The sequence below is a fragment of the Allobosea sp. P2_A10 genome (assembly GCF_056405115.1).
The window spans coordinates 117,168-144,038 of record NZ_JBFUCS010000009.1 but is presented as its reverse complement, the minus strand read 5'-3'; the positions used below and the strand labels follow the sequence as shown (position 1 = coordinate 144,038).

25 protein-coding genes are annotated in these 26,871 nt (G+C 66.3%); 15 read left to right on the top strand and 10 right to left on the bottom strand.

The features are described 5' to 3' along the window. Positions 1-48 precede the first annotated feature (48 nt). The 3 genes from AC1DZY_RS14910 to fliK are packed head-to-tail and all read right to left on the bottom strand — an operon-like array spanning position 49 to position 3,004. Entirely contained in the window at positions 49-1,179 is a 1,131-nt protein-coding gene (locus tag AC1DZY_RS14910) for a GNAT family N-acetyltransferase (protein WP_476820901.1), read from the bottom strand. Beyond that, complete coding sequence (locus AC1DZY_RS14905) at positions 1,176-1,484, bottom strand: EscU/YscU/HrcU family type III secretion system export apparatus switch protein (protein WP_476820900.1); 309 nt, start codon at positions 1,482-1,484, stop codon at positions 1,176-1,178. Before AC1DZY_RS14905 ends, AC1DZY_RS14910 begins: the two co-directional genes overlap by 4 nt. Next, positions 1,481-3,004, bottom strand: a complete 1,524-nt coding sequence (fliK, locus tag AC1DZY_RS14900) for a flagellar hook-length control protein FliK (protein ID WP_476820899.1) — start codon at positions 3,002-3,004, stop codon at positions 1,481-1,483. The genes AC1DZY_RS14905 and fliK overlap by 4 nt, the downstream gene beginning before the upstream one ends. A 140-nt stretch (positions 3,005-3,144) precedes the next feature. On the opposite strand from fliK, the gene AC1DZY_RS14895 reads away from it, so the two are divergent. Further along, positions 3,145-4,155, top strand: coding sequence for an aldo/keto reductase (locus tag AC1DZY_RS14895; protein ID WP_476820898.1), 1,011 nt, complete (start codon positions 3,145-3,147; stop codon positions 4,153-4,155). Here the strand turns inward: AC1DZY_RS14895 and AC1DZY_RS14890 are convergent, their stop codons facing one another. Beyond that, positions 4,156-4,965: an MBL fold metallo-hydrolase gene (locus AC1DZY_RS14890; protein ID WP_476820897.1), complete on the bottom strand. Its 810-nt coding sequence runs from the start codon at positions 4,963-4,965 to the stop codon at positions 4,156-4,158. Positions 4,966-5,184: 219 nt separating this feature from the next. Here AC1DZY_RS14890 and ettA point away from each other — a divergent pair, with 219 nt between their 5' ends. From ettA to AC1DZY_RS14875, 3 genes are all read left to right on the top strand, one after another. Then, on the top strand, positions 5,185-6,837 hold the full coding sequence (ettA, locus tag AC1DZY_RS14885) for an energy-dependent translational throttle protein EttA (RefSeq protein ID WP_476820896.1): 1,653 nt from the start codon (positions 5,185-5,187) through the stop codon (positions 6,835-6,837). A 62-nt stretch (positions 6,838-6,899) separates the two neighbouring features. After that, positions 6,900-7,175, top strand: coding sequence for a type II toxin-antitoxin system Phd/YefM family antitoxin (locus AC1DZY_RS14880; RefSeq protein WP_476820895.1), 276 nt, complete (start codon positions 6,900-6,902; stop codon positions 7,173-7,175). Next, positions 7,172-7,549 carry a type II toxin-antitoxin system VapC family toxin gene (locus AC1DZY_RS14875; protein ID WP_476820894.1) on the top strand — a complete coding sequence of 126 codons (378 nt, stop codon included), beginning with the start codon at positions 7,172-7,174 and terminating at the stop codon, positions 7,547-7,549. Before AC1DZY_RS14880 ends, AC1DZY_RS14875 begins: the two co-directional genes overlap by 4 nt. A 3-nt stretch (positions 7,550-7,552) precedes the next feature. Here the strand turns inward: AC1DZY_RS14875 and AC1DZY_RS14870 are convergent, their stop codons facing one another. Then, a complete protein-coding gene (locus tag AC1DZY_RS14870; RefSeq protein WP_476820893.1) occupies positions 7,553-8,716 on the bottom strand; it encodes an alpha-hydroxy acid oxidase in 1,164 nt (387 codons plus the stop codon). A gap of 69 nt (positions 8,717-8,785) precedes the next feature. Then, complete coding sequence (locus AC1DZY_RS14865) at positions 8,786-9,412, bottom strand: DUF6198 family protein (protein ID WP_476820892.1); 627 nt, start codon at positions 9,410-9,412, stop codon at positions 8,786-8,788. 120 nt (positions 9,413-9,532) lie between these two features. Between AC1DZY_RS14865 and AC1DZY_RS14860 the strand changes: the two genes are divergently transcribed. The 3 genes from AC1DZY_RS14860 to AC1DZY_RS14850 all read left to right on the top strand — a co-directional run bounded on the left by AC1DZY_RS14860 (position 9,533) and on the right by AC1DZY_RS14850 (position 12,727). Continuing rightward, positions 9,533-11,731 (top strand): glycoside hydrolase family 3 N-terminal domain-containing protein, encoded by a 2,199-nt coding sequence (locus AC1DZY_RS14860; protein ID WP_476820960.1) that lies wholly within the window; start codon positions 9,533-9,535, stop codon positions 11,729-11,731. 132 nt (positions 11,732-11,863) lie between these two features. Further along, positions 11,864-12,067 (top strand): cold-shock protein, encoded by a 204-nt coding sequence (locus tag AC1DZY_RS14855; RefSeq protein ID WP_476820959.1) that lies wholly within the window; start codon positions 11,864-11,866, stop codon positions 12,065-12,067. Positions 12,068-12,115: 48 nt separating this feature from the next. Continuing rightward, positions 12,116-12,727 carry an MOSC domain-containing protein gene (locus AC1DZY_RS14850; protein ID WP_476820891.1) on the top strand — a complete coding sequence of 204 codons (612 nt, stop codon included), beginning with the start codon at positions 12,116-12,118 and terminating at the stop codon, positions 12,725-12,727. A 10-nt stretch (positions 12,728-12,737) separates the two neighbouring features. On the opposite strand, the gene AC1DZY_RS14845 is transcribed toward AC1DZY_RS14850, so the two are convergent. Next, positions 12,738-13,601, bottom strand: coding sequence for a DMT family transporter (locus AC1DZY_RS14845; RefSeq protein WP_476820890.1), 864 nt, complete (start codon positions 13,599-13,601; stop codon positions 12,738-12,740). An 83-nt stretch (positions 13,602-13,684) separates the two neighbouring features. Here AC1DZY_RS14845 and AC1DZY_RS14840 point away from each other — a divergent pair, with 83 nt between their 5' ends. From AC1DZY_RS14840 to AC1DZY_RS14810, 7 genes are all read left to right on the top strand, one after another. Continuing rightward, positions 13,685-15,103 carry an aminotransferase-like domain-containing protein gene (locus tag AC1DZY_RS14840; protein ID WP_476820889.1) on the top strand — a complete coding sequence of 473 codons (1,419 nt, stop codon included), beginning with the start codon at positions 13,685-13,687 and terminating at the stop codon, positions 15,101-15,103. Positions 15,104-15,394: 291 nt separating this feature from the next. After that, a complete protein-coding gene (locus AC1DZY_RS14835) occupies positions 15,395-16,393 on the top strand; it encodes an ArsR/SmtB family transcription factor (RefSeq protein ID WP_476820958.1) in 999 nt (332 codons plus the stop codon). Further along, the gene (gene metF, locus AC1DZY_RS14830) at positions 16,393-17,304 is read left to right on the top strand and encodes a methylenetetrahydrofolate reductase [NAD(P)H] (protein ID WP_476820888.1); all 912 of its coding nucleotides are present in this window, start codon (positions 16,393-16,395) and stop codon (positions 17,302-17,304) included. The genes AC1DZY_RS14835 and metF overlap by 1 nt, the downstream gene beginning before the upstream one ends. A 3-nt stretch (positions 17,305-17,307) precedes the next feature. Next, a complete protein-coding gene (metH, locus tag AC1DZY_RS14825; protein ID WP_476820887.1) occupies positions 17,308-21,063 on the top strand; it encodes a methionine synthase in 3,756 nt (1,251 codons plus the stop codon). Next, a complete protein-coding gene (locus tag AC1DZY_RS14820) occupies positions 21,060-21,479 on the top strand; it encodes an N-acetyltransferase family protein (protein ID WP_476820886.1) in 420 nt (139 codons plus the stop codon). The genes metH and AC1DZY_RS14820 overlap by 4 nt, the downstream gene beginning before the upstream one ends. Positions 21,480-21,618: 139 nt before the next feature. Beyond that, positions 21,619-22,188, top strand: a complete 570-nt coding sequence (locus tag AC1DZY_RS14815; RefSeq protein WP_476820885.1) for a flavodoxin family protein — start codon at positions 21,619-21,621, stop codon at positions 22,186-22,188. A 173-nt stretch (positions 22,189-22,361) separates the two neighbouring features. Next, the gene (locus AC1DZY_RS14810) at positions 22,362-23,147 is read left to right on the top strand and encodes a fumarylacetoacetate hydrolase family protein (RefSeq protein ID WP_476820884.1); all 786 of its coding nucleotides are present in this window, start codon (positions 22,362-22,364) and stop codon (positions 23,145-23,147) included. A 191-nt stretch (positions 23,148-23,338) separates the two neighbouring features. Here AC1DZY_RS14810 and AC1DZY_RS14805 read toward each other — a convergent pair whose 3' ends face one another. Next, complete coding sequence (locus tag AC1DZY_RS14805) at positions 23,339-23,722, bottom strand: nuclear transport factor 2 family protein (protein ID WP_476820883.1); 384 nt, start codon at positions 23,720-23,722, stop codon at positions 23,339-23,341. Position 23,723: 1 nt separating this feature from the next. Further along, positions 23,724-24,335, bottom strand: a complete 612-nt coding sequence (gstA, locus tag AC1DZY_RS14800; protein ID WP_476820882.1) for a glutathione transferase GstA — start codon at positions 24,333-24,335, stop codon at positions 23,724-23,726. Positions 24,336-24,457: 122 nt separating this feature from the next. Here gstA and AC1DZY_RS14795 point away from each other — a divergent pair, with 122 nt between their 5' ends. After that, entirely contained in the window at positions 24,458-24,823 is a 366-nt protein-coding gene (locus tag AC1DZY_RS14795; RefSeq protein ID WP_476820881.1) for a winged helix-turn-helix transcriptional regulator, read from the top strand. Positions 24,824-24,968: 145 nt separating this feature from the next. On the opposite strand, the gene AC1DZY_RS14790 is transcribed toward AC1DZY_RS14795, so the two are convergent. After that, entirely contained in the window at positions 24,969-26,810 is a 1,842-nt protein-coding gene (locus AC1DZY_RS14790; protein WP_476820880.1) for a patatin-like phospholipase family protein, read from the bottom strand. Between the last annotated feature and the right edge of the window lie 61 nt (positions 26,811-26,871).

Genomic DNA, 26,871 nt, shown 5'->3' with positions numbered 1-26,871 from the left:
TGCAGATGTGGCCGATCGGACGCCCGGCGGCTACCCCGAAACGCGGGATCAGCCCTTGTTTCGATCGCGCAGGCGGCGCAGACGCTGCCGGGTCGAGGCCGCGAGATGGGGGGCTGCCGGCGCCGCGGCGCCGAGGCTGACGATGCTGTTACCCATCGTGCGACGTTCGCCCCAGACATAGGTGCCGGCGTCGACGCCGTCGCCTGCGCCGCTATCGAAGATATTGGCGGGCGTTCCGGCGAAATCGGCCTGGATCATCGCGACGGTCAGCGCGCGGCCGGGTGAATGGCGGCTCTGGCTCTCGTCATAGGCGATCTTGAGGAAATGGCGCGTACCGGCGCTCTCGATCAGGACGCCCATGGCGATCGGCTTGTCGTCGAGCAGGAGTGCGTCGAGCTGCAGGGTGTCCCTCGCCGCGAAGGCCGAGACGAGCCTGCCGAAATAGGCGGCGTCGGCCGGGCGCGAGGCGATCGCGGTGCCGGCCTTGCCTTTCCAGCCGGCGGCCTCCAGCGCCATGAATTCCTCAAAGCCCGCCCGCGCCGGCTCGCCGCGCCGGCGATGGAACATGATCGCGCCGGCTTTCGAGATGGCGCGGTATTGCTGCATGCGCTTCTTGTAGGCTGAGCCCAGCGAACGCCTGAGATAGCTCTCGGCGCCGTCGCCGAGCTGCGGCAACAGCATCGGCCGTTGCCAGCTTTCATAGGTGGCGAGCCGACTGCCGGAGATGCGGCAGGCCTCGGTCAGCGCCCCGTAGAGCGCCCCTTCCTGCGGAAGAAGTGGCAGCAGCAGGGTTTTGGGAAGGTCGGCCGCCGCCAAAATATGGCGCAGCATCGCCTGGAGGACGTCGTCGAGATGGTCGCGGTCGACCACCGGAACGGAGGAGACCTCATAGAGCGGTAGCAGGGGTGAGACGAGTGCGGCGGCAAAGCCGCTTCGCCAGTCGCGCCGGCGCGCGAAAGCCCAGATGCCGAGCAGACGCTCCGAGCCCAGCGCCTCGCTTCGCCAGGCGGCCAGGATGACGATCTTGTCCGGCGGGATCAGCAAGCCGGCGGCCTCGACGGCGGCGGGCGCCATATGCGGATTGGGCGCGAGCGCGCGCCTGCTCAACTCGTCGAAATTATCTCCAAACGCGCCGTAGTCCGCCGAGCGGATGCGCCTGACGACGATGCCGGTGCTCAAGGCGCGCGGCCGTCTTGTCTGGGGTCGGCGGCGGCGCTGGGACGCATTTCGCCGCGCAGCGAGAGCACGAAGGCGATGACCTGCGCGGTCGCCCGGTAGAGCTCCTCGGGTATCTGGTCGTCGAGCTCGACGGCGGAAAGCGCCTGTGCCAGCACCGCGTTCTCCTCGATCGCGACACCGTGCTCGCGGCCGGTCTCGACGATGCGCTGGGCCAGTTCGCCCCGGCCCTTGGCGGTGACGCGTGGCGCGCCCTGCCCGTCATATTCGAGCGCGACGGCGATCTGGCGAGGCACAGGCGCCGTCATGACATTCTGTCCAGGAACTGTCCGGCGGTTGCCTGCGCCACGCGCGGCTGGCCGGTGTGGATATCGATCGTACCCTGTTCGAAATGCGCGTCCGTCAGCGCTGCCTCCAGCCCCGGTGTCGCCCCGCGCAGCAGGCGGCTGGTCTCCTCACGCTCGGCCCAGAGCGAAACGCCGACACTGCGGCCCTGCAGCGTCACGACACCCTGCAGCGGCCCGATAGGCTCGACATCGAGCGCGAAGCGGACGCGCCAGAGCGGCCCCTGAACGCCATTGGCATCGCGCCGTGGCGGCTCCTTCTCGACCTGCAGCGGCAACACCGCCGTGCCGGAATGGAAGGCGAGGGGGATTTCAGTGAGCCAGCGCTGGGGTTGGGCCGCATCGCCTCCCTGGGCGTCCAGCGGCAGCGAGGCGTATTGCGACAGCGTGATCCGGTCGAGCGCGGCGTCTGTCTGCTCCAGCAGGGTTTGCGCCACCGTGAGGGGCTTCTCGCCGGCCGCGAGCGTCGGCTCGGCGATTGGCTGAAGCGCGAGAGGGCCATCGCGGCGCGGCGGCGTGGGCCGGGGCAGAGCCGCCTGCTGGTCGCTGGAACGCTCATCCGGCGTTGCTTGCTTGCCGGTCGGGCGCAGGCTCAGCGCCGTGACCAGCGGCTCCAGCGCATCGCGCAGGGCAACGAGGCCGGCCTTGAGATCGGCTTGGGGCGTCGCCGGCTGGCCTGCCGCCTGTCGCGCCTCCAGAAACAGGCCCGAGCGCTGGACTGCTTCCTTCAGGGCGTCCGGCGTCAGCGGGCGTTCGGCGGGGACGGCTTGCGCCAGAACCCTGTCGGCGGCCTGAAGCAGCGGCTTTGGCACGATCAGCGCCACGGCCCCTTCGCTCAGGCTGCGCAGATTGGCGAAGAGCGGCGCAAGTCCATCCTGACGGGCGAGCGCCGGGCCAAGCAGCGGCCCGGCGGCCACGCGCGGCGAAGCCGTGGCGGGAACGCCGGCCTGCGTCGCCTGCGGGGCATCGGCCTGTCTTGTCGCTGCGGCGGCCGCGACGATTTGAGGACGTGCCGAGATGTCCAGCGGAAGCGGTGTTCCAGTCGTCGGGTTCGACCCGCGTGGCGAGGGCGCCTGCGACGGCGTGTCGGCGCCAGCGGGCGCCTGCGCAGCGCGCGGAACGGGTTGGCCGTCCGGTGTCGCGGTTGCGGCCGTTCGCGGCGCCAGCTGCGGTTGCGTTGTCGCCGATGCAGGAGCCGGCCGAATGTCGACCAGCGTTGCGCGCAAGGGCGCGCCTTGCTGCTCGGGCGCGTCGAGCTTGAGCAGCAGCGTCGCACCCGGGGTCAGGGCGGCCTGCCTCGCCTCGGGGCCGGCCAGCACGAGCGTGATCTTTGCGTCGCCGATCTGCGCCGTCGCCGTGCCGTCGCCATCGAGCGAGAGCAGGCGCGCCTCGACCGTCGCGCCGGCGGCGAGTCCCGTCGTCGGGCTCAGCGCCTGCAGCAGCGTGGCGAGGGTCTGGCTCTGAACGAGCGCGGCGAGGTTCATCGGGTCAGGCCATGGGGACGACGCGCCGACCCTGACACGAAAGATTAAGCATTTCCTTGCGCGGACGGCCCTGCGCTGCGCGCGCTGGCGCGTAGGCTGCGGCTCGGGCAGTTTGCCTGCGCGTCACAGGGAGCAGGTACATGGATTATCGTCAGCTCGGCCGTTCCGGCCTCAAGGTCTCGCCGCTCTGCCTGGGCACCATGATGTTCGGCGGGGCGACGAGCGAGGTCGATTCTCGGGCCATCATCGACCATGCCTACGACGCGGGGATCAATTTCATCGACACAGCCGACGCCTACAGCCAGGGCGGTTCGGAGGAGGTCACCGGGCGCGCCATCGCCGCCCACCGCCATGACTGGGTGCTCGCGACCAAGGTCGCCAACGCGATGGGCAGCGGGCCCAACCGTGCTGGACTCTCGCGGAAATGGCTGATGCAGGCCTGCGAGGACAGCCTGCGCAGGCTCGGCACAGACTTCATCGACATCTATTATCTCCACAAGGAGGACCATGCGACGCCGCTGGCGGAAACGGTGCGCGCCATCGGCGACCTCGTGCGCCAGGGCAAGATCCGGTATTTCGGCGTCTCGAACTACCGCTCCTGGCGGCTCGCCGAGATCTGCCGGCTCTGCGACGATCTCGGCATCGACCGGCCGATCGTCAGCCAGCCCTACTACAACGCGATGAACCGGATGCCCGAGGTCGAGCATCTGCCGGCCTGCGGCTATTACGGGCTTGGCGTCGCCTCCTATTCGCCGCTGGCGCGCGGCGTGCTGACCGGGAAATACGAGCCGGGCCATGCACCGCAGCAGGGCACGCGCGCGGCGCGCGGCGACACCCGGATCATGCAGACGGAATGGCGCCCCGAAAGCCTCGACATCGCCCAGACGATCAAGGCCCATGCGCAAAAGCGCGGCATGACGGCGATCCAGTTCGCGGTGCGCTGGGTGCTGAACAACGCCTTCCTGACCTCGGCCATAGCCGGGCCGCGCACGCTGGAGCAGTGGCAGGCCTATCTTGCGGCGCTCGATGTCGCGTTCACGGCCGAGGACGAGGCGCTGGTCGACGGGCTCGTCCCGCCTGGACATCCCTCGACGCCGGGCTACAGCGATCCGGCCTATCCGCTCGAGGCGCGGCGGGCGCTGACGGGTTGATCAATTCCCCGGCAGCACGATGATCGTCGGCTGGGCGGGCAGGGCCGACTTCGTCAGCACCATCGTCGGCTCGGCCTTGCGCTCGGTTTTCCAGAGTCCGTCGGCCCGGCCGAGGAAGCGCTCCAGGCTGGAGCCGCCAAAGAAATGCATGGGCACCATCACCTTGGCCTGCAGCGACTTCAGCACCTCAATCATGCCGCTCTGGTCGAGCGTGTAGCTGCCATCGACCGGGAACAGCACGACGTCGACGCGGCCGAGCGCGCGCAGATGGCCGGGCTCGAGCGGGTGATGGAGATGGCCGAGATGGGCGATGCAGAGATCGCCGATCTCGAAGACGAACATCGAATTGCCGTCGAAATCGGTCGAGCCGCTATAGGAGCGGATATTGGTCGGCACGTTGCGCACGCGCATGTCGCCCAGCGTGATGTCATGTTTCGCCGCGCCGACTCCGCTCGGGTCCCAGCCGGGCAGGACCTGCTTGATCGCGGGGTCGGGGCTGCGCGAGAAATGCGTCGAATGCGCCTTGTTCATCGTGGCGATATCGGGCGTCGCTTGCGGGCGGACATAGTCGTTATAGTCGGTCGCGGCGCGGATGCCGCCGGGCGTCTCGATGACGAAGGTGGCATGGCCGACGAAGGTCAGCCGGACCTCGTCCTTGGCCAGTGTCGCGCGCTGGATCGGCAGCCTGAGCAAGGCCATTTCGGGCCGGCAGCCGGGCTCGTCGGATTGGGCGCGGGCGGGGAGCGCTGCCGCGACCACGATCGCCACGAGGCCAAAGACGTATCGCATCAGGATTTTCGAAACGCTCATCGAAGGCTCCCGTATCTGTCCGACGGTCAAAGCTTAGGCAAAAGCCGGGCCGGGGGAAGCCTTCGGCGCAAACATCCCGCTTTCGTGACTCCGCAGGTTTCGTGACTCCGTGGGGCTGATCGCGCTGCAGCGGTTGCGGCTTGCGAGCCGCCTCGCTACATACGCGCCAGCATTCCCGACACTCTGAACGCCTGTCCGCAAGCGGAGCCCGCACGCCCCATGTCCCGTCAGTTCATCTACCATATGCGCGGCCTGTCGAAGACCTACCCGGGCGGCAAGCAGATCCTCAAGGACATCCATCTTTCCTTCTATCCCGACGCCAAGATCGGCGTGCTCGGCGTCAACGGCGCGGGTAAATCCACGCTGCTCAAGATCATGGCCGGCTTCGACAAGGAGTGGACCGGCGAGGCCTGGGTCGCCGAGGGCGCGCGCGTCGGCTACCTGCCCCAGGAGCCCAAGCTCGACGAGACCCTGAACGTCCGCGACAACGTCATGCTCGGCGTCGCGCCGCAGAAGGCGATCATGGATCGCTACAACGATCTCGCGATGAACTATTCCGACGAGACCGCCGACGAGATGACCAAGCTGCAGGACGAGATCGAGGCCAAGGGCCTGTGGGATCTCGATTCCAAGGTCGACCAGGCGATGGATGCGCTGCGCTGCCCGCCCGACGACTGGGAGGTCTCCAAGCTATCGGGCGGCGAGCGCCGCCGCGTCGCACTGTGCAAGCTCCTGCTGGAGCAGCCGGAGCTCTTGCTGCTCGACGAGCCGACCAACCATCTCGACGCCGAGACCACCGCCTGGCTCGAAGGTCATCTGCGGACCTATCCGGGCGCGATCCTGATCGTCACCCATGATCGCTACTTCCTCGACAACGTCACCAGCTGGATCCTCGAGCTCGATCGCGGCCAGGGCATTCCCTATGAGGGCAACTACTCGGCCTGGTCGGTGCAGAAGCAGAAGCGCCTGGCCCAGGAAGGCCGCGAGGACGTCTCGCGCCAGAAGACGCTGGAGCGCGAGCAGGAATGGGTCCTGGCCTCGCCCAAGGCCCGCCAGGCCAAAAGCAAGGCGCGCATCCAGCGCTATGACGAGCTCGTCCAGAAGGCCAACAACAAGGGGCCAGACACCGCGCAGATCATCATCCCGATCGCCGAACGGCTGGGCAACAACGTCGTCGATTTCGAGGATCTGTCGAAAGGTTTTCAGGACAAGCTGCTGATCGACGGCTTGTCCTTCAAGCTGCCGCCGGGCGGCATCGTCGGCGTGATCGGCCCCAACGGCGCCGGCAAGACCACGCTGTTCAGGATGATTACCGGGCAGGACCAGCCGGATTCGGGCACGATCAAGATCGGCGAGAGCGTCACGCTCGGTTATGTCGACCAGAGCCGCGACTCGCTCGACGACAAGAAGAACGTCTGGGAGGAGATCTCGGGCGGCAACGACATCCTCTATCTCGGCAAGCGCGAGATCAATTCGCGCGCCTACTGCTCGACCTTCAATTTCAAGGGCGGCGACCAGCAGAAGAAGGTCGGCTCGCTCTCGGGCGGCGAGCGCAACCGCGTCCACCTCGCCAAGATGCTGAAGGCGGGCTCCAACGTCCTCCTGCTCGACGAGCCGACCAACGACCTCGACGTCGATACGCTGCGGGCGCTGGAGGAGGCGCTGGAGGATTACGCCGGCTGCGCCGTCATCATCAGCCATGATCGCTGGTTTCTGGACCGGATCGCGACCCATATCCTCGCCTTCGAGGGCGAAAGCCATGTCGAATGGTTCGAGGGCAACTTCGCCGAATACGAGGAAGACAAGAAGCGCCGGCTCGGGATCGATTCGACCATCCCGAAGCGGATTCAGTACAAGAAGTTCTCGCGCTGAGCGTGACCTGTTCGATCGAAGCGATCCGTGTTAGCTAGGCTAGCTAACACGGAGGTTTAGGCATGACCGTCGTCAATGTTCACGAGGCCAAGACGCAGCTGTCCCGCCTGATCGAGCAGGCGCTGAAGGGCGAAGAGGTCGTGATTGCACGCAACGGCGTGCCGGCGGTCAAGCTGGTTCAGGTCGAACCGGCAGAAGCGACCAAGCCGAAGCGGCAACCGGGGCTGTGGGCCGGTCTGATCGAAGAGATCGATCCCGATTGGTGGAAGCCGGAGAACGATCTGACCGACCATTTCGAGGTCTACGCAGACGAATCCGGCGATGTTTTGAAGCGATGAGGTATCTGCTCGACAGCCATGTCGTCTTGTGGTGGCTTGGGATGGACAGTCACAAGCTACGAGACCCATTGCGCGATACGATCGCAGAGGCCGAAGCGGTCTTCGTCAGTGTCGCCACCGTATGGGAGCTTGAGATCAAGCGGTCCATCGGGAAGCTCAAACTTCCGATCGACGACTGGAAACGGGTCGAGGCAGCGGGATTGACGTTCCTTCCGATAGAACTGTCCGATGCGATCCGCGCCGCGAGCCTGCCAATTATTCACCGCGATCCTTTTGACCGGATGATGGTCGCCCAGGCACTCGTGCGTGACCTCACATTGGTCACGTGCGATACGCGGTTGCTCGACTATGGTGTCGCCACGCTGAAGGCGTGAATGCTATCGCCCCACCCGCCGCTGCCGGTTTCCATCCACCAAAATCCGCCCGTCGACATCCTTCACATCGCGCAATCCACACAGCGCCATGGTGATGTCGAGCTCTTTCCTGATGATGTCGAGGCAGAGGGTTACGCCGGCCTCGCCCATGGCCCCCAGCCCGTAGAGGAAGGCGCGGCCGATGAAGGTGCCCTGTGCGCCCAGGGCCAGCGCCTTGATCACGTCCTGGCCCGAGCGGATGCCGCCGTCGAAGAGGATCTCGGTGCGCCCGCCCACAGCCGCGACGATCCCCGGCAGGGCCTCGATCGAGGACATCGCGCCGTCGAGCTGACGGCCGCCATGGTTGGAGACGATGATCGCGTCCGCCCCGCATCGGACGGCCATCTCGGCGTCCTCCTCGTCGAGGATGCCCTTCAGGATCAGCTTGCCGCCCCAGAGATCCTTGATCCACTTGACGTCGTCCCAGTTCAGCTTCGGGTCGAACTGCGACGAAGTCCAGGTCGAGAGCGACGACATGTCGGCGACGCCGGTGACGTGGCCGACGATGTTGCCGAAGGAGCGCCGCGGTGTGTCGAGCATGCCGAGGCACCAGCGCGGCTTGGTCGCGAGATTGATCAGGTTGGCGAGCGTCGGCTTGGGCGGGGCGGAGAGGCCGTTGCGGATGTCCTTGTGGCGCTGGCCGAGGATCTGCAGGTCGAGCGTCAGGACGAGCGCGGTGACGCCGGCCTTCCTTGCGCGCCCGATCAGGCGGGCGATGAAATCGCGGTCCTTCATCACGTAGAGCTGGAACCAGAAGGGCTGGCCGACATGGTTGGCGATGTCCTCGAGCGAGCAGATGCTCATCGTCGAGAGCGTGAACGGCACGCCGGCCTTGTGGGCGGCGCGGGCCGCCAGGATCTCGCCGTCGGCGTGCTGCATGCCGGTCATGCCGGTGGGGGCGATCGCGACCGGCATCGCGACCTTCTCGCCGATCATGGTCGATTCCAGCGTGCGGTCGGTCATGTCGACGGCGACGCGCTGGCGCAGCTTGATCTTCTGGAAATCGGTCTCGTTGGCGCGGTAGGTGCTCTCAGTCCAGGCGCCTGAATCGGCATAGTCGTAGAACATGCGCGGCACGCGGCGCTTGGCCATGACCCGCAGGTCTTCGATGGTCAGGGGCTGGGCCATGGTGTTTCGCCTCCGCGCTTGGCTCTGGAGGCGGAGGTCGCATGGAATGTCGCGGGAGGCAACCGGGCGTTACGACACGCCCATATAGCGCCCGGGCTTGTGATTGACCGCCAGGATCAGGTTGAGCACGGCCGCGCCGAGCAGCGAGACCAGCACCTTGTCGGGCGGCAGCAGGAACAGCGCCCCCAGCAGGATCAGCGCATCGACGCCGAGCTGGAACCAGCCGGCGCGGATGCCGTGGTTCTCCTGCAGGTAGAGCGCGAGGATGTTGACGCCGCCCAGTCCGGTGCGGTGGCGAAAGAGCGCGAGCAGGCCCAGCCCCATCAGGCTGCCGCCGGCGAGCGCGGCATAGACGGGATCGACCGCCTCGATCCTGATCCAGCCCGGCGTCGCCCAGGTGAAGACCGAGACGAGCCCGACCGCGATGAAGGTGCGAAGCGCAAAGCGCCAGCCCATGCGCCTGATCGCCAGCCAGTAGAAGGGCAGGTTGATCGCGAAGAACAGGATGCCGAAATTGATGCCGGTGGCGAATTGCAGCAGCAGCGCGAGGCCCGCGGCCCCGCTCGTGAGCAAGGTCGCCTTGGTATAGAGCACGATGCCGATGGAGACGAGCAGCGTGCCCAGCAGCATGGCGAAGACGTCTTCCCAGAGGCGGTGACGCTCGCCCAATTCGGCAGCGCTGGCGGCGTCGCTCATCTTTGGTTCATTCCATCGGGGTTTTGATCGCCGGGACGACCTCGTCCATGCAACGGTTGAGCCATGCAGGGCGATCCTGTAGGGCCGACTTGTGTCGAACCACCGAAGAAAGACGCCTTGATGATCCTGCGGCTTGCGGCTGCGCTGCTGACCCTCTGCCTTGCCCTGCCCGCCATCGCACAGGAGCCCGTCGCCTGGAAGACCGGGCGCGAGGCCGCCGCGATCGAACGGCGCATCGAGGCGCTGCTGGCGAGGATGACGCTCGCCGAGAAGGTCGGGCAGCTGCACCTGTCGGGACGCGGCGACGGCTTCGACATCAACCAGATCAAGACCGGCCGCATGGGCGGCGTGATGAACTTCGTCGTGCCGGCCGAGGTCCAGGCGGTGCAGCATGCCGCGCGGGAATCGCGGCTGAAGATCCCGGTGATCATCGGGCTCGACGCCGTGCATGGCTTCTCGACCTATTTCCCGCTGCCGCTCGGGCAGGCCTCGACCTGGAACCCCGCGCTGATCGAGGAGGCCGCCTATTGGACCGGCCGCGAGGCGCGGGCGGCCGGCGTGCAATGGACCTTCGCGCCGATGGTCGACATGTCGCGCGATCCGCGCTGGGGGCGCGTGCTCGAAGGGGCGGGCGAGGACCCTTACTACGCCTCGGTCGTGGCTGCTGCGCGGACGCGCGGATACCAGCGCGGCGGTGTCGCGACGACGGTCAAGCATTTCGTCGGTTATGGCGCGGCAGAGGCCGGCCGCGACTACAATTCGACCTGGATTCCGACGAGCCAGCTTTACGACCTGCATCTGCCGCCGTTCAAGGCGGCGTTCGACGCGGGTTCGATGACGGCGATGGCGGCGTTCAACGCACTGAACGGGCTGCCAGCCACCGCCCATCGCGGCATGCTGACCGATCTGCTGCGGACCAAATGGGGCTTCAAGGGCTTCGTCACCTCCGATTTCGGTTCGATCACCGAACTGCGCCTGCACGGCATCGCGAAAGACGACGCCGAGGCCGCACGCAAGGCGCTGCTGGCGGGCATCGACATGGACATGATGGGCGATGTCTACCTCAAGCATCTCGGCAATGAGGTGACGGCGGGCCGGGTGCCGATGAAGGCGCTCGACGAGGCCGTGCGGCGGGTGCTGCGGGTGAAATTCCATCTCGGCCTGTTCGAGCGCCCCGATGTCGACGTCGCCGCCGCGCCGGCCCTGATGCAGACGCAAGGGGCACGCGATGCAGCGCTGCGCGCGGCGCAGGAAGGCGTGATCCTGCTCAGGAACGCCAACGACACGCTGCCGATCGCGGCGGGAGTGAAGTCGATCGCCGTGATCGGCGCGATGGCGCGGCCGGAGGATGAGCGGGTCTGGACCGATCCGGCGGGGCTGGGTCGTCGTGTCATCCAGGCACTGCCGGAGGCGCTGAAGGAGCGGCTGCCCGCCGACGTCGCGCTTGCCTATGAGCCTGCCTTCAGCAAGGCCTGCGGCACCGAATTCTCCGACAAGGCCGCCGCCCTGCGCGCCGCCGCCGCCAGCGACCTAATCGTGGCGATGCTCGGCGAGGATTGCGAGTTCATGGGCGAGGGCGCCTCGCGCACCAATCTCGGCCTGCCCGGCGTGCAGCAGGAATTGCTGGAGGGGCTGGTGGCCACGGGCAAGCCGGTGGTGTTGGTGCTGGCGACCGGGCGGCCGCTGGTGCTGACCTGGGCCGACCAGAACGTGGCCGCGATCGTCCAGACCTTCCATGGCGGCACGGAGGGACGCACCGCGATCGCCGACGTGCTGACCGGCAAGGTCAATCCTTCGGGCCGGACGCCGATGAGCTTCCCGCGCTCGGTCGGGCAGATCCCGGTCTATTACAACCAGCTTCCGACCGGGCGGCCGCAGATGGTGCGGCAGCGTTACGAATCCATCTATATCGATGAGAAGAACGAGCCGCTCTACCCCTTCGGTCACGGACTGTCCTACAGCCGTTTCAGCTATGCCAATGCCCGCGCGAACAAGCCCTCAATGCCGCTCAATGGGACGGCCGACATCTCCGTCGACGTGACCAATGCCGGTCCGCGTGACGGGCAGGAGGTGGTGCAGCTTTATATCCGCCAGCCCGTGGCGAGCCGGTCGCGGCCGCTGCGCGAATTGAAGGCATTCGCCAAGGTCGCGCTCAAGGCGGGCGAGACGAAAACCGTGCGGCTTTCGCTCGATGCCAGCCGGCTCGGCTTCCATGACGACGAGGGACGCTATCTTGTCGAGCCCGGCGAGGTCGAACTCTATCTCGGGGGCTCGTCGCTGGCCTCCCTGAAGACGGTTCTGCGGCTGACCAAGTCTTGATCGGCAAGCGTGATTCGCTGCCTTCCGTTTGGTCTCGACAAGGCTGAATTTTCAGTCAATCCTTTGAAGGCGCGGCCTTCGGACGCTCATCCGCTGGTCGGCAAAGACGCTTTGGCTTCAAAGGATGCGGCGATGGCGACCGGAACCGTAAAATGGTTCAATACTGAGAAGGGCTTTGGTTTCATTCAACCCGGCGACGGCGGCAAGGACGTGTTCGTGCACATCACTGCCGTAAAGGAAGCCGGCTTGATGACACTGACGGAAGGACAGAAAGTCTCGTTCGAACTGAAAACCGAACGCGGCAAGACGGCGGCGGGTTCGCTGCAGTTGCTCTGAGCCTTTCGACCTGGATACCGGCATGGCGATCGCACTTTGGCTGCTGCGATGACGAACAGCTTTGCGCCCGGCGTCGTCGCGGGCGTGTTCGTGGCGAGCCGGCCAGCCTCTCGTCCGCATCATTTCGTGACGACGGCAGCTTTGGCGCTGCATCTCGACCATTCCGGCATCCAGGGCGATCTGCACAGCGGCGCGACGAGGGCGGCCGGCGCCCGCGAGCCCTGGCTCCCACGCGGCGCGACGCTGCGCAACGACCGGCAGCTCACGGCCCTGTGCCCGGCCGAACTCGCCGAGATCGCGGGGTTGCTCGGCATTCCCGAACTCAGGCCGGAATGGCTCGGCGGCAACCTGCTGGTCGAGGGTCTGTCGGGTTTTTCGCATATCGCGCCCGGCAGCCGGCTCGCGATCGGCGGCGCCTGGGGCGGCAAGGGGCGCTTCGACGGGAGCGCCGTGCTGCGGGTCGAGGGCTATAATTTTCCGTGCCGGCAGGCGGGGCGGGCGCTGGCGGCAGCGGTCGGCCAGGCCGATCTCGAATTCGCCTTCGTCAGGGCGGCGGCGCGCCTGCGTGGGCTCTTGCTCTCGGTCGATCTCGCCGGCGTGGTGATGGCTGGCGATGCGGTCGTGGTCATCGACCCAGCCGTGCCCCGGCCCGAGGCATGAGGCCGTACGCCTACCGCGAAAACCGCCGGGCTCCGGCGACGCAGCAGGCGACGGCGGCCGAGACGGCAAACAGTCGCCAGCCAACAGTCTCGTTCAGGACGAGCGCCGCCAGCGCCAGCCCGAAGAAGGGCTGCAGCAGCTGGCTTTGTCCGACGGCGGCGATGCCGCCCAATGCGAGCCCGCGATACCAGAAGACGAAGCCAATCAGCATGCTGAACAGCGAGACATAAGCGAGGCCGAGCCAGGCCGCGCGCCCTGTGCCGGCGAAGGAGGAGGGCATCGACGCCACGGCCAGCGCGGCCATGGCGGGCAAGGCGAGCACGAGCGCCCAGCAGATGACCTGCCAACCGCCGAGCCGCTTCGACAGCACGGCGCCCTCGGCATAGCCGAGACCGCAGATGATGATCGCAGCCAGCATCAGCAGGTCGCCGACCGGCGCTGCGGCAAAGCCCTGCGTCATCGCGAAACCGGCGACGAGCAAGCTGCCGAGACAGGAGAACAGCCAGAAGGCGGTGCGTGGCCGCTCGCCACCGCGCAGCACGCCGAAGGCGGCCGTCGCCAGTGGCAAAAGGCCGACGAAGACGATGGAATGCGCCGAGGTGACGTGCTGCAGGGCGAGCGCCGTCAGGAGCGGGAAGCCGACGACGACGCTGAGCGCGACGATCAGCAAAGGCGCGATGTCAGCCCGCGCGGGCCGCTTCTGTCGGAACGCCAACAGAAGCCCGAGCGCCGCCACGCCCGCGATGGCGGCGCGGGCGACGGTGAGGAAGACCGGGTCGAAATCGGCGACCGCCGCGCGCGTGGCCGGCAGCGAGCCGCTGAAGATCAGCACGCCGACGAGGCCGTTGATCCAGCCGATGGTCGTCCTGCTCATACTCGCCGCTCCGCTTTCGTGCTGGATCGGCTGTTCGCCTTCGCTTATCCAGAGACACTGCAATACAGTTGAGACAAACTGTCATGGTCGTGGAAGCGATACAGTTCGACGCTGAGACCACCGATGGCGGCACGCTGGTCGGGCGCGTCATGTCGCATGTCAGGCAGCGCATCTCGGGTCGGACACTGGCGCCAGGCGCGCGCCTGCCGTCGATCCGTGGTTTCGCGGCGACCATGCGCGTCTCCAAATCGACGGTGGTCGAGGCCTATGACCGTCTGGCTGCCGAGGGCGTGATCCAGGCGCGTCGCGGCTCGGGCTTCTATGTCGCGGGCCATGCGCCGCCCCTGTCGCTGGCCGATCTCGGCCCCAGGCTGGAGCGCGCGGTCGATCCGTTCTGGGTCTCGCGTCAATCGCTTGCGGCGGCCAACGGCGCACTCATGCCCGGTTGTGGCTGGCTGCCGGCCGACTGGCTGCCTGAAGATGCCCTGCGGCGGGCGCTGCGAACGCTGTCGCGCGCGCCGGTCGAGACGCTGGCTGATTACGGCACGCCACTCGGCCTGGCGCCGTTGCGGCAGGCATTGTCGCGGCGCATGGCGGTCCATGGCGTCGATGCCGCGCCCGACCAGATCCTGCTGACGGAATCCGGCACGCAGGCGCTCGACCTCGTCTGCCGCTTCCTGGTCGAGCCCGGCGACACAGTGCTCGTCGACGATCCCTGCTATTTCAACTTTCACGCCCTGCTGAGGGCGCATCGCGTCCGCATCGTCAGCGTGCCCTATACCCGCAACGGCCCCGATACGGCGCTGTTCGAGCACGTTCTGGCCGAGGAACGCCCGCGCCTCTACATCACCAATTCCGCCCTTCACAATCCAACCGGCGCGACCCTGTCGCCGGTCGTCGCGCATCGTGTGCTCAAGCTGGCCGAGCAGGCCGGCTTGACCATCGTCGAGGACGACATCTTCGCCGATTTCGAGCTTGAGCCGGCGCCGCGCCTGGCCGCCTTCGACGGGCTGGAGCGCGTCGTGCAGATCGGCAGCTTTTCCAAATCGCTCTCGGCCTCGGTGCGCTGCGGCTATATCGCGGCGAAGCGGGACTGGATCGAGGGGCTGATCGACCTCAAGATCGCGGCCTCGTTCGGCACCGGCCGCCTCTCGGCCGAACTCGTTCTCGGCGTGCTGAGGGACGGCGGCTATCGCAAATATATGGACAGCCTGCGCGCCCGCCTCGCCCGCGCCATGAGCGAAACCTCCGCGCGGCTAGCAGACATCGGCATCGTGCCCTGGACGCAACCGCGCGGCGGTATGTTCTTGTGGTGCGCGCTGCCCGAGGGCGTCGATGCGGCCGTGATCGCGCGGCGGCTGCTCGCCGAGGACATCGTGCTGGCGCCAGGCAACGTCTACAGCCTGTCGCAGTCGGCAAGCGGGTTCATGCGCTTCAACGTCGCGCAATCGGGCGATCCGCGCCTGTTCCGCGCGCTCGAACGCGCGATGGCAAAGCTGTAGATCACCTCGCACCTGCTTGAATCCCCCCGCTCTGGTCATCCCGGACAAGCGGCGAAGCCGCGCCGATCCGGGATCCATTCCTGAACCTCTCCTGCCACTGGTCTGGAATGGATCCCGGGTCTCCGCTTCGCTGCGCCCGGGATGACGGCGTTAAAGCGATCAGGATGCAAAAAGCCAAAGCGCCCCGGCCGTCAAAAGCAGATTGGACTTGCGCCGTTGGCGCATTCCACATAAAGATATCTTTATATCTTTTTCTGTCCTGCGGAGTTTGAGCGCTTGCGCCAGCCGACCATGGTCTCCTCCGACGTCCTGCTTGCCGGGCTTCGCGCCGCCGGCGAGGAGACGCGGCTGCGGATTCTGGCGCTGCTGTCGGAAGGCGAGTTGTCGGTGTCGGACCTGACCGATATTCTCGGCCAGTCGCAGCCGCGCATTTCCCGCCATCTCAAGCTTCTGGCCGAGGCCGGACTGGTGCGCCGCTCGCGCGAGGGGGCCTGGGCCTTCTTCCGCCTCGACGAGACCGGAGCGGGCGGGGCGTTCGCCGCATCGCTCGCCGCCTGGCTCGATCCGTCCGACGGTGTGCTCGCGGCCGACCGCGAGCGGCTCGCCGCCGTGCGCTCGGCCCGCGCCGATGTGGCACAGGGCTATTTCGCCAGCGTTGCACGCGACTGGGACCGGCTGCGCTCGCTGCATGTTCCAGACGAAGCGGTCGAGGCCGCCGTGGAAGCTGCCGTCGGAGCCGGGCATCGCAATGCCGTGCTCGATCTCGGCACCGGCACCGGCCGCATGCTGGAGAAGATTGCCCCGAAGTTCGGCCGCGCCGTCGGCGTCGATGCCAACCATGCCATGCTCGCAGTGGCGCGGGCCAATCTCGAAAAGGCAGGGCTGTCGCGCGTCGAACTGCGCCAGGGCGATATCTACGCACTGCCCTTCGCGCGCGGCTCCTTTGACCTCGTCATCATCCATCAGGTGCTGCATTTCCTCGATGATCCGGGCCGCGCGGTGCGGGAGGCAGCTGCGATGCTGAGCCCGGGCGGGCAGTTGATCGTCGTCGATTTCGCGCCCCATGACATGGAATTCCTGCGGACCGAGCACGCGCATCGTCGGCTTGGCTTCACGCGGGCGCAGATCGAGGGCTGGTTTGGCGAAGCCAGGCTGTCCTGCGATCTGGCGGAAGAAATCAAGGCCGTGAGCGGCGCGTCGGGTGAACTGACCGTCATGCTCTGGCGTGGGCGCGATCGTCGCGTTCAGGTCGATCCGGCCATGCGTCAAGACAATCTAGAGGTGGCCTGATGAATGCGTTTCGCCCCAGCCGGCACGGCTCGCGCCGCCCGAAGGTGTCCTTCGAGTTCTTCCCGCCGAAGACCGACGAGATGGAGATCGCGCTCTGGGAGAGCGTGCGCCGGCTCGAGCCGCTGGGCCCCGGTTTCGTCTCGGTGACCTATGGCGCCGGCGGTTCCACGCGCGAGCGCACGCATGCGACCGTCAAGCGCATGGTCGACGAGACCGGACTGAAGCCCGCCGCGCATCTGACCTGCGTGTCGGCCACGACCGACGAGGTCGATGAGGTCATCCGCGCCTACTGGGATGCCGGCGTGCGCCATATCGTGGCGCTGCGCGGCGATCCGGCCGGCGGGCTCGGTACTGCCTATGAGCCGCACCCGAAGGGCTACCACCAGACCTCGGATCTCGTCGCGGGCATCAGGCGCGTCGGCGATTTCGAGGTGACGGTCTCGGCCTATCCGGAGAAGCATCCCGAGGCCGCCTCGCTCGACGCCGATATCGACGCGCTGAAGAAGAAGGTCGATGCCGGGGCGACGCGCGCGATCACCCAGTTCTTCTTCGATAACGACGTCTATTTCCGATATCTCGACAAGGTGCGCGCAGCCGGGATCGATATCCCGATCCTGCCCGGCATCGTCCCGGTCCAGAATTTCCGGCAGACCGCCAATTTCGCCCGCAAGACCGGCGCGAGCGTGCCGCAATGGCTGGCCGACCGGTTCGAGGGGCTGGAGGACGACGCGGCGACGCGCCGGCTGGTGGCGGCGGCCGTCTGCGCCGAGCAGGCGCTCGACCTGATCGACCGGGGCGCGACCGACCTGCATTTCTACACGATGAACAAGGCCGATCTGGTCTACGCGATCTGCCATCTCGTCGGCCTGAAGCCCGAGAAGGTGACGGCGCAGGCTGCGGCGGCGGAGTAAGTGATGACAGATTTCAAGCCCACCCCCGTCGATGGCGCCGAGATCGAACGCGCTCTGCGCCAGTCCGCGTCGGAGCGCATCCTCGTGCTCGACGGCGCGATGGGGACGCAGATCCAGAATCTGAAACTCTCGGAGGCCGAGTTCCGGGCCGAGCGCTTCAAGGGCTGGAACCATGACCTCAAGGGCAACAACGACCTGCTCGTGCTGACGCAGCCCGAGGCGATCCGCGACATTCACCTCGCCTATTTCATGGCGGGCGCGGACATCGTCGAGACCAACACGTTCTCCTCGACCCAGATCGCCCAGGCCGATTACGGCATGGAGGCGCTGGCCTATGAGCTGAACGTCGAATCCGCGAAACTGGCGCGTGAAGCCGCGATGCTGGCGCAGAAGGCCGATGGCCGCCGCCGCTTCGTCGCGGGTGCGGTCGGCCCGACCAATCGCACGCTCTCGATCTCGCCCGACGTCAATAATCCTGGCTTCCGGGCCGTGACCTTCGACCAGGTCCGCGAGTCCTATGCCGAGCAGGTGCGCGGCCTGATCGATGGCGGCTCGGAGCTGGTGCTGGTCGAGACGATCTTCGACACGTTGAACGCCAAGGCCGCGATCGTCGCGATCGAGGACGTGTTTCGCGAGAAGGGCCTGCGCCTGCCGGTGATGATCTCCGGCACGATCACCGATCTGTCGGGCCGCACCCTGTCGGGCCAGACCACCGAAGCGTTCTGGAACGCGATCCGCCATTCCAGCCCGATGACGGTCGGCCTCAACTGCGCGCTCGGTGCGCGCGAGATGCGCGCCCATATCAAGGATCTGTCGCGCGTCGCCGACACGCTGATCTGCGCCTATCCCAATGCCGGCCTGCCCAACGAGTTCGGCCTGTATGACGAAAGCCCGGAGGCGACGGCCGGCATGTTGGCCGAGTTCGCCGATGCGGGCCTGGTCAATGTCGTTGGCGGCTGCTGCGGTACGACGCCCGACCATATCCGCGCCATCGCGCAGGCCGTCGCCGGCAAGGCGCCGCGCAAAGTGCCGGAGATCAAGCGCTATCTCAGGCTGGCGGGGCTGGAGCCGTTCACGCTCGACGAGACCATCCCCTTCGTCAATGTCGGCGAACGCACCAACGTCACCGGCTCGGCGCGCTTTCGCAAGCTCGTCAAGGACGGCGATTTCGCCGCCGCGCTCGACGTCGCGCGCGACCAGGTCGCCAACGGCGCGCAGGTCATCGACATCAACATGGATGAGGGCCTGCTGGATTCGCAGGCTGCGATGACCGAATTCTGCAACCTGATTGCCTCGGAGCCGGATATCAGCCGCGTGCCGATCATGGTCGATTCCTCAAAATTCCATGTCATCGAAGCCGGGCTGAAGACGATCCAGGGCAAGCCGATCGTCAATTCGATCTCGATGAAGGAGGGCGAGGCCGCCTTCCTCGAACATGCCCGCATCTGCCGCAACTATGGCGCGGCCGTCGTCGTCATGGCCTTCGACGAGACTGGGCAGGCCGATACCTTCCAGCGCAAGATCGATATCTGCACGCGCGCCTACAAGCTGCTGACGGAGCAGATCGGCTTTCCGCCCGAGGATATCATCTTCGATCCGAACATCTTCGCGGTGGCGACCGGCATCGAGGAGCACGACAATTACGGCAACGATTTCATCGAGGCCACCAAAGCGATCCGCGAGACCCTGCCGCACGCCCATATCTCGGGCGGCGTCTCGAACCTGTCCTTCTCCTTCCGCGGCAACGAAAAAGTCCGCGAAGCCATGCATTCGGTCTTTTTGTACCACTGCATCAAGGTCGGCATGGATATGGGCATCGTTAATGCGGGCCAGCTTGGCTCCTATGACGGGCTCGATCCTGAATTGCGCGAGCTCTGCGAGGATGTCGTCCTCAACCGCCGCAAGGATTCGACCGAGCGGTTGCTCGACGCCGCGCCGCGCTTCAAGGGCGACGGCTCGGTTGCGGTCTCCGGCAAGGACATGGCCTGGCGCGAGAGCGACGTCGAGAAGCGGCTGGAATACGCGCTGGTCAACGGCATCACCGCCTTCATCGACCTCGACACCGAGGAGGCGCGGGCGAAGGCCGAGAAGCCGCTTCACGTGATCGAGGGCCCGCTGATGGCCGGCATGAACGTGGTCGGAGACCTGTTCGGCGCGGGCAAGATGTTCCTGCCGCAGGTGGTGAAGTCGGCCCGCGTGATGAAGCAGGCGGTGGCCTATCTGATGCCCTTCATGGATGAGGAGAAGCGCCTGAACGGGGGCGGCGAGCGCTCGGCCGCCGGCAAGGTGCTGATGGCGACGGTGAAGGGCGATGTCCACGACATCGGCAAGAACATCGTCGGCGTCGTGCTCCAGTGCAACAATTACGAGGTCATCGATCTCGGCGTCATGGTGCCGACGCAGAAGATCCTCGACACCGCGCGCAAGGAGAAGGTCGACATCATCGGGCTGTCGGGGCTGATCACGCCCTCGCTCGACGAGATGGTCACCGTCGCCTCCGAGATGGAGAGCGAGGGCTTCGACATCCCCCTGCTGATCGGCGGCGCGACGACGAGCCGCGTGCATACGGCGGTGAAGATCGATCCCGCCTACAACAAGGGCCAGACGATCTATGTCACCGACGCCTCGCGCGCGGTGGGCGTGGTGTCCAGCCTGCTCTCGCAGGACCAGAAGCCGGCCTATATCGAGGGCATCCAGGCGGAATACGCCAAGGTCGCCGCCGCGCATCGCCGCTCGGAGGCCGACAAGCAGCGCCTGCCGCTGGCTAAGGCGCGCGCCAACGCCTTCAAGGCCGACTGGTCGAACTACATGCCGCCCAAGCCGAGCTTCCTCGGCACGCGCGTCTTCCGGACCTATGACGTCGCCGATCTCGTGCCGCTTATCGACTGGACTCCGTTCTTCCAGACCTGGGAGATGAAGGGGCGTTATCCGGCCATTCTCGACGATGAGAAGCAGGGCGAGGCGGCGCGCGCGCTCTTCGAGGATGCCCAAGTGATGCTGAAGCGCATCGTCGAGGAGCGCTGGTTCAACCCCAAGGCCGTCGTCGGCTTCTGGCCGGCCAATGCGGTCGGAGACGATATCCGGCTCTACACCGGCGAGAGCCGGCAGGAGACACTTGCGACCTTCCACGGACTGCGCCAGCAGCTCTCGAAGCGCGACGGCAAGCCCAATATGTGTCTGTCGGATTTCTTTGCGCCCGAGGGCATCGAGCGGCCCGATTATGTCGGGGCCTTCGTCGTCACCTCCGGCGCGGAGGAGGAGCGCATCTCCGAGCGCTTCGCCCGCGACAATGACGATTACCGTTCAATCATGGTCAAGGCGCTGGCCGACCGCATCGCCGAGGCCTTCGCCGAGCGCATGCACCAGAAGGCCCGCACCGAGTTCTGGGGCTATGCGCCAGACGAGAACCTGCCCAATGAGGAGCTGATCCGCGAGGAGTATCGCGGCATAAGGCCCGCTCCGGGCTATCCGGCCCAGCCCGACCATACCGAGAAGGCGACTTTGTTCGAGTTGCTGCAGGCCGAGCGCCGCGTCGGCGTCAAGCTGACGGAGAGCTTTGCGATGTGGCCGGGGTCGTCGGTCTCGGGCATGTATCTCTCGCATCCGGACGCCTATTATTTCGGCGTGGCCAAGGTCGAGCGCGACCAGGTCGAGGATTATGCGGCGCGCAAGGGCATGGCGATCCACGAAGTCGAGCGCTGGCTTTCGCCGATCCTGAACTACGAGCCGTCGGCCTATCGGCTGGAAGCGGCCGAGTGAGCATTCGCGCGGCCAAGCCTTCCGATTTGGCGCGCATCCACGCGATCAGGAACGCCGTCACCGAGAACGTTCTCTCCGACCCGTCGAAGGTCAGTGCGGAAGAGGTTGCCTGGTATATGGAGCAGGCGGTCTTCCTCGTCAGCGAGGAGGCCGGCGAGGTCGCGGGCTTCACCTGCGCCAACCATCAGTCCGGCTATATCTGGGCGCTGTTCATCGATCGCGTTTTCGAGGGGCGCGGGCATGGCCGGGCGCTGCTCGATGCTGCGCTGGGGCGGTTGATCGCTGCCGGCCACCGGCAGGCCAGCCTGACGACGGCCGCCGGCACGCGCGCCGAGCGCTTCTACCTCGCCCATGGCTGGCGCGACATGGGACGCGGCCTCGACGGGCTGATCGTCTTCATCAAGCCGCTGGGCTGACGCGCAAAGTCGCTGCGGGCGCTTCATTGCCGCAGCGCCAGACCGATCCTGCGCAACCGCAATGGCGCGGGCATTGAAGCCCTCGCCGCGCTGCAACATGTTGTCGCCACGCAACGCAATCGTTCCGACAGAGGCAACCATGACCAGCATCGCCATCGTCTTCCATTCCGGCTACGGCCACACCAAGAAGGTGGCCGAGCACGTCCAGAAGGGCGCGGCCTCGACCGGCGCAACCGTGGAACTCATCGCCGTGGATGCCGAGGGCAATGTTCCCGAGGCGGCCTGGGCTACGCTGGCGGCCGCCGACGGCATCGTCTTTGGCTCGCCGACCTATATGGGCAACGTCTCCTGGCAGTTCAAAAAGTTCGCCGATGCCACCAGCAAGCCCTGGTACACCCAGGCTTGGAAGGGCAAGATCGCGGCCGGTTTCACCAATTCGGCGACGATGAACGGCGACAAGTTCTCGACGCTGCACACCCTGATCACGCTCGCCTTGCAGCACGGCATGCTCTGGACCGGCACCGGCATCATGCCGTCCAACAGCAAGGCCGCGACCCGCAACGACCTCAACTATGTCGGTTCCTTCGGCGGCCTGATGACGGCCTCGCCCTCGGATGGCGGCGTCGACGACATGTATCCCGGCGACCTCGCCACGGCCGAGGCCTTCGGCAAGAACGTCGCCGAGACGGTCAAGAGCGTGAAGGGCTGATCAGCCCGGGCACAGGTGTTTTGCCGCAAGGGCCGCGACGCAGACCGCGTCGCGGCCCTTGTTTCGTCCGGTTTATGGTTGTTGACTAATCTCCTGATCCGGCACGGCGCAATGGCGTCGAAGCCGGACGAAAGCGGCCCCGAGCGAGGGCCGGTCCTCAAGGGAGATTTGCCATGAAGATCACACGCCGCACCATGCTGGGCACCGGTGGAGCCGCCGCCACGCTTGCCGCCAGCACCGCCCAGGCCCAACCCGTGGCCGCCGTGAAGACGCCCTTCACCGTCGCCCAGACCACCATCCCGATCGTCGGTTCGCAGGAGGTGTTCCCGGTCCGCCGGATCTACTGCATCGGCCGCAACTATGCCGCCCATGCCCGCGAGATGGGCTCGGATCCGACGCGCGAGCCGCCGTTCTTCTTCCAGAAGCCGACCGACGCGATCCAGATCGTGATGCCAGGCGAAGTCGCCGACCACGCCTATCCCTCGCTGACCAAGAACTATCATTACGAAGTCGAACTCGTGGCGGCGCTGAAATCGGGCGGGCGCAACATCCCGATGGACAAGGCGCTCGACCACGTCTTCGGCTATGCGCTTGGGCTGGACATGACGCGGCGCGATCTCCAGCGCGCGCTCGGCGACGAGAAGAAGCCCTGGGAGATCGGCAAGAGCTTCGACCGCTCCGCGCCGGTCGGCCCGATCCACCCGGTCGGGACCGTCCAGCATTTCACCAAAGGCGCGATCTCGCTCGCGGTGAATGGCGTGACCAAGCAGAACGCCAGCCTGCAGCACATGATCTGGTCGGTCGCCGAGCAGATCTCGAAGCTGTCGGAAGCCTTCGAGCTCAAGGCCGGCGACATCATCTATTCCGGCACGCCTGAAAATGTCGGGCCGGTGGTCAAGGGCGACGTGATCCTGTGCAAGCTCGAGGGCCTGCCGGATTTGTCGATCAAGATCGTCTGACGACAGGTTCGATTCCAGACCGTGCTCTTTTCACACGGAAGCACCGCGTCATCCTGGACAAGCGGCGAAGCCGCGCAGATCCGGGATCCATCGTAAGGCGCAGCGCCCTACGATGGATCCCGGGACGCCCTGCGTGCGCCCAGGATGACGGCGTGCTTCCGGGACAAAACAGCACGCTCTGGGGTTCGCCGTCAGGGCGACGGCGCGGCGATGTCGAAATGGAAGACCTTGGCGATGATGCGCCATTGCCCGTCGAGCTTCACGAAACTCAGGATGTCGGTGAAGCGCTTCTCGCCGATGGCGCATGCGACCCGTGCCAGCGCAGTCACCGGCCCCGCGAACGCGATCGACAGGATCGCGTCGTGGCGGGCCTCGCCCCGGCTCGCGGGAGAGGCGCGGGCGGCTACGATGGGCAGATAGGCGTCCATGGTCAGATGGGTCAGGCTGCCCTCGCTGGCGCAGGCATAGATCGCCTGCGGGTGAAAGACACGGCCCAGAAGGGCCGCATCGCTGTGGTGCAGCCCGTCGAAATAGAGCCCGAGGCTTTCGACGATCTCGGCGAAGCGCGGGTCCATCCTACTGGATCAGGCCTTCGGCGCGCATCGCCTGCTGGACGCTGGCGCGCGTCGCCATCTTTGCCATGAAAGCCTGCAGTTTCGGCCAAGGGTCGAGCGGGAAGCCGACATGCCCGGCCCAGTTGGTGATGGTGAAGAGATAGCCGTCGGCGACGCTGAAGCGCTCGCCCAGCAGATAGGGACGACCGTCGGCCAGCTTCGCCTCGACATTGTCGAAGCGCCGGCTGAGCGCCTTCCGGGCCGGGGCTTTCTCGTCCTCGCTGCTGGCCGGATTGAACAGGGGGAAGAAGCCCTTGTGCAGCTCCGAGGCAAGGAAATTGAGCTCTTCCTGCAGCCGGGCGCGGGCCAGCGTCGCGGGCTTTGGCGCGAGTTCGGCCTCAGGCTTCAGGTCGGCGATGTACTGGACGATCGCGGCGCCCTCGGTCAGCACCTCGCCGTTATCGAGTTCCAGCGCGGGCACATAGCCGCGCGGATTGACCGCGTAGAAATCGGCGCCGTTCTCGGTTTTCTTGGCCTTGTTGTCGATCTTGTCCAGCGTGAAGGGCAGGCCGGCCTCGATCAGGGCGATGTGGGGCGAAAGGGAGCAGGCTCCCGGAGAGTAGTAGAGCTTCATGGCCGTCGTTTCCGTGTTGGCGGTGCGACAGGGGTAAGCGGAGAGATAACTTTTGTATACTCGGTAACGTCCGGTTACGGTGTTTTCCGGTATCCATAAGGTAACCGGTTCGGGAGGCTCGCATGGTGCTCAAACTGCGGAAGAACCGGGCCGTGACGCCGCCGCCGACCTGCGCGGTCGGCACCTGCATGCGCGTTCTCGGCAAGGCCTGGACGCCGAACCTGATCTGGTATCTCAGCGCCGGACCGCGCCGCTTCGGCGAACTGCGCCGCGACATGCCGCTGATCTCGGCCAAGATGCTGAGCGAACGCCTGCGCGATCTCGAACAGAAGGGCGTGCTGGAGCGACGCGTCGTGGCGAGTTCGCCACCCTCGGCCGAGTACGAGCTGACCGATCTCGGCCAGGAGCTGATGCCGGCGATCCAGGCGATCGTCGCCGTCGGCCTGAGGCTGAAGGAACGGATGGGCGAGACGGCGGAGGCCGCCTGAGACCTATTCCCGCCTGAGCGCCTCGATCGGATCGAGGCGGGCCGCTTATAGCCGAAAGCGTCGATCGCATCCTTGGCTTGGACAACGCCAGAATCGCAGGTCCTTCGCGGGTTCCTTCACGGCAAGGTGGCGGAAGGGCGCGGGGTCACTTGCTGATCCAGATTTCGAGCGAGTTCCGCGGAAGGATGCCGAGTTGCTTGGTCACGACCGTGGTCGGAACGATCTTGAGGGCGTTAATGTCGTCCGCAAGTTGCTGGGCTGCGTCCCTCTCGTCGGGCGAGCGGTAGCGAACCTCGTTCAGCCTGGCTGCGTTCGGCGTCCGCTCGCCGCCCTCGGCCGCGCCCGGCGCGTTCCATTTTAGCCCGATCAACTGGGAACCGAACAGTTTCATCTGCTCGCGCGTCAGCGCTCCTGCGAACTGGGTCCATACGATGTATTTCGTGCGATCGACGCTCTGCGGCTCGGGAGGACGGGGGCGGCCGGGGCGCGAAGGCAAGTCGCCGCCGTCCGGTTGAGGTCCGGTGGCACCGGTCCCGGAAGGCGTCGGCGGGCGTATCGTCTGGGAGATATCGACGGGCTGCTGACGGTACCCATCGAGCTCGGCCTCCAACCTGACGATCTCCCTGTCCTTTTCCAGAGTTTTCGTGCGGTTGACTGCGAACTGCTCCTTCTCGTCCCGATAAACGGCATACCAATCGTAAGTGCCTCTCGCGAACGACATGAGCAGGATCGCGATGGTCGCCGCGACCGCCAGCAGGACGTAGGACGCCCAGTCCCGTTCGTCGAAAAGCCGGGCGCGCGTTACGCCGCCCTGCCGGGCCAGTTCCTCGGACGCTTCGGCCTCATCCCCAGACCCCCGTGGGAGTATAGTAGCCGGCCGCGACGCCAGCCCCGTTTGCTCCATCGTGGCGTCCATGACGTTGCGGCCATGATCCACCAGGAGCGCGATTTCCGCCTTCGAGAACCGGTCGAGGTCGGTGCGGATGTTCTGCAGCCGCGTCTGCGTGGTCACCAGGGCGTCGGACGCGTCTACGATCTGGCCGATCGGCACATAGAGAACGTCGCGCCGGCTCCGCATCTCGCGCATCCGGGCGAGCGTCGCCTTGGCCGTGCGGCGCATCAGCACGTCGGTGGCGCGGACATTGCGGGCGAAGACGCCGGAGAAATCGTTGCGGATCGAGGCGTTGAAGGCGCCGCCGGCGTCGCTGACCACGACCGTGTCGATCGCTTCGCGGGGGGCGTCGCCTTCGAGCGCAACGAATTTGTCGAAGCCGAGATTGTCGTAGACGCCGCCATCCGTCAGGGCGATCGCGTTGAAAGCCCCGTCGGACGACGCGCCAATCCTGTCCCAGGTCAGGCGAATCGGCGGAAACAGCGGCGGAAAGGCGCTCGACGCCGCCACCGCCAGACTCAACCTGACATTGTCGGCCGCGTAGTTCGTTGGCCGCGCCCAGGTCGGATCGCCGTCGTCATTCGTGCCTTCGTTGTGGATCGAGAAAACGTCTTCGCTGAAGCTGCACAGGTCGCCGGTGTTGAAGCTCGTGGCCAGGATATGGAACTTCGGCGCGTCGGGGTTGCCCTCCTCGCACTGACGAAGCGTCTTGCGCCCGAAGAGCCTTTCGTACTGGCCCTGCAGCAATTCCGTGCGGCCGAGCTTCGCCCAGTAGGGCAGCAGCAGGAAACCGCCGAGCACCCAGCGGCGAATGACGCGGTTGCGGATATCCCAGTCGCCGATCGCGCGAAGCTCGTCGCAGGCGATGCGGAAATCCTTGTCGGAGCCGGTATATTTCGACCAGTTGAGCGCCAGATGACCTGCCGTGATGCTGCCGCCCGAAACCGAGAATACCTCCCTCACATTGCCTAGCAGGCCTGCCTCGCGCAATGCGGTGATCACACCGAGATGAAAGAAGGTCGCCCGCAGGCCGCCCCCCGACAGGCACAGCGCAATGCTTCTCTCGGGAGAATTGCGATCGTGATCCAGGGCCATCCACGCACGCCTACGCTTCGACACAGACGCAAGCATTACCGAACGTCATCGGCTCTTGCAA

Coding starts and splice junctions, on each gene's coding strand:
- AC1DZY_RS14815 (WP_476820885.1), top strand. CDS start 21,619: ATGACCAGCATCGCCATCGTCTTCCATTCCGGCTACGGCCACACCAAG.
- AC1DZY_RS14790 (WP_476820880.1), bottom strand. CDS start 26,810: ATGGCCCTGGATCACGATCGCAATTCTCCCGAGAGAAGCATTGCGCTG.
- AC1DZY_RS14895 (WP_476820898.1), top strand. CDS start 3,145: ATGGATTATCGTCAGCTCGGCCGTTCCGGCCTCAAGGTCTCGCCGCTC.
- AC1DZY_RS14795 (WP_476820881.1), top strand. CDS start 24,458: ATGGTGCTCAAACTGCGGAAGAACCGGGCCGTGACGCCGCCGCCGACC.
- metH (WP_476820887.1), top strand. CDS start 17,308: ATGACAGATTTCAAGCCCACCCCCGTCGATGGCGCCGAGATCGAACGC.
- AC1DZY_RS14865 (WP_476820892.1), bottom strand. CDS start 9,412: ATGAGCGACGCCGCCAGCGCTGCCGAATTGGGCGAGCGTCACCGCCTC.
- AC1DZY_RS14880 (WP_476820895.1), top strand. CDS start 6,900: ATGACCGTCGTCAATGTTCACGAGGCCAAGACGCAGCTGTCCCGCCTG.
- fliK (WP_476820899.1), bottom strand. CDS start 3,004: ATGAACCTCGCCGCGCTCGTTCAGAGCCAGACCCTCGCCACGCTGCTG.
- AC1DZY_RS14835 (WP_476820958.1), top strand. CDS start 15,395: ATGGTCTCCTCCGACGTCCTGCTTGCCGGGCTTCGCGCCGCCGGCGAG.
- AC1DZY_RS14805 (WP_476820883.1), bottom strand. CDS start 23,722: ATGGACCCGCGCTTCGCCGAGATCGTCGAAAGCCTCGGGCTCTATTTC.
- AC1DZY_RS14860 (WP_476820960.1), top strand. CDS start 9,533: ATGATCCTGCGGCTTGCGGCTGCGCTGCTGACCCTCTGCCTTGCCCTG.
- AC1DZY_RS14890 (WP_476820897.1), bottom strand. CDS start 4,965: ATGAGCGTTTCGAAAATCCTGATGCGATACGTCTTTGGCCTCGTGGCG.
- AC1DZY_RS14845 (WP_476820890.1), bottom strand. CDS start 13,601: ATGAGCAGGACGACCATCGGCTGGATCAACGGCCTCGTCGGCGTGCTG.
- gstA (WP_476820882.1), bottom strand. CDS start 24,335: ATGAAGCTCTACTACTCTCCGGGAGCCTGCTCCCTTTCGCCCCACATC.
- AC1DZY_RS14850 (WP_476820891.1), top strand. CDS start 12,116: ATGACGAACAGCTTTGCGCCCGGCGTCGTCGCGGGCGTGTTCGTGGCG.
- ettA (WP_476820896.1), top strand. CDS start 5,185: ATGTCCCGTCAGTTCATCTACCATATGCGCGGCCTGTCGAAGACCTAC.
- AC1DZY_RS14870 (WP_476820893.1), bottom strand. CDS start 8,716: ATGGCCCAGCCCCTGACCATCGAAGACCTGCGGGTCATGGCCAAGCGC.
- metF (WP_476820888.1), top strand. CDS start 16,393: ATGAATGCGTTTCGCCCCAGCCGGCACGGCTCGCGCCGCCCGAAGGTG.
- AC1DZY_RS14810 (WP_476820884.1), top strand. CDS start 22,362: ATGAAGATCACACGCCGCACCATGCTGGGCACCGGTGGAGCCGCCGCC.
- AC1DZY_RS14855 (WP_476820959.1), top strand. CDS start 11,864: ATGGCGACCGGAACCGTAAAATGGTTCAATACTGAGAAGGGCTTTGGT.
- AC1DZY_RS14840 (WP_476820889.1), top strand. CDS start 13,685: ATGGTCGTGGAAGCGATACAGTTCGACGCTGAGACCACCGATGGCGGC.
- AC1DZY_RS14905 (WP_476820900.1), bottom strand. CDS start 1,484: ATGACGGCGCCTGTGCCTCGCCAGATCGCCGTCGCGCTCGAATATGAC.
- AC1DZY_RS14875 (WP_476820894.1), top strand. CDS start 7,172: ATGAGGTATCTGCTCGACAGCCATGTCGTCTTGTGGTGGCTTGGGATG.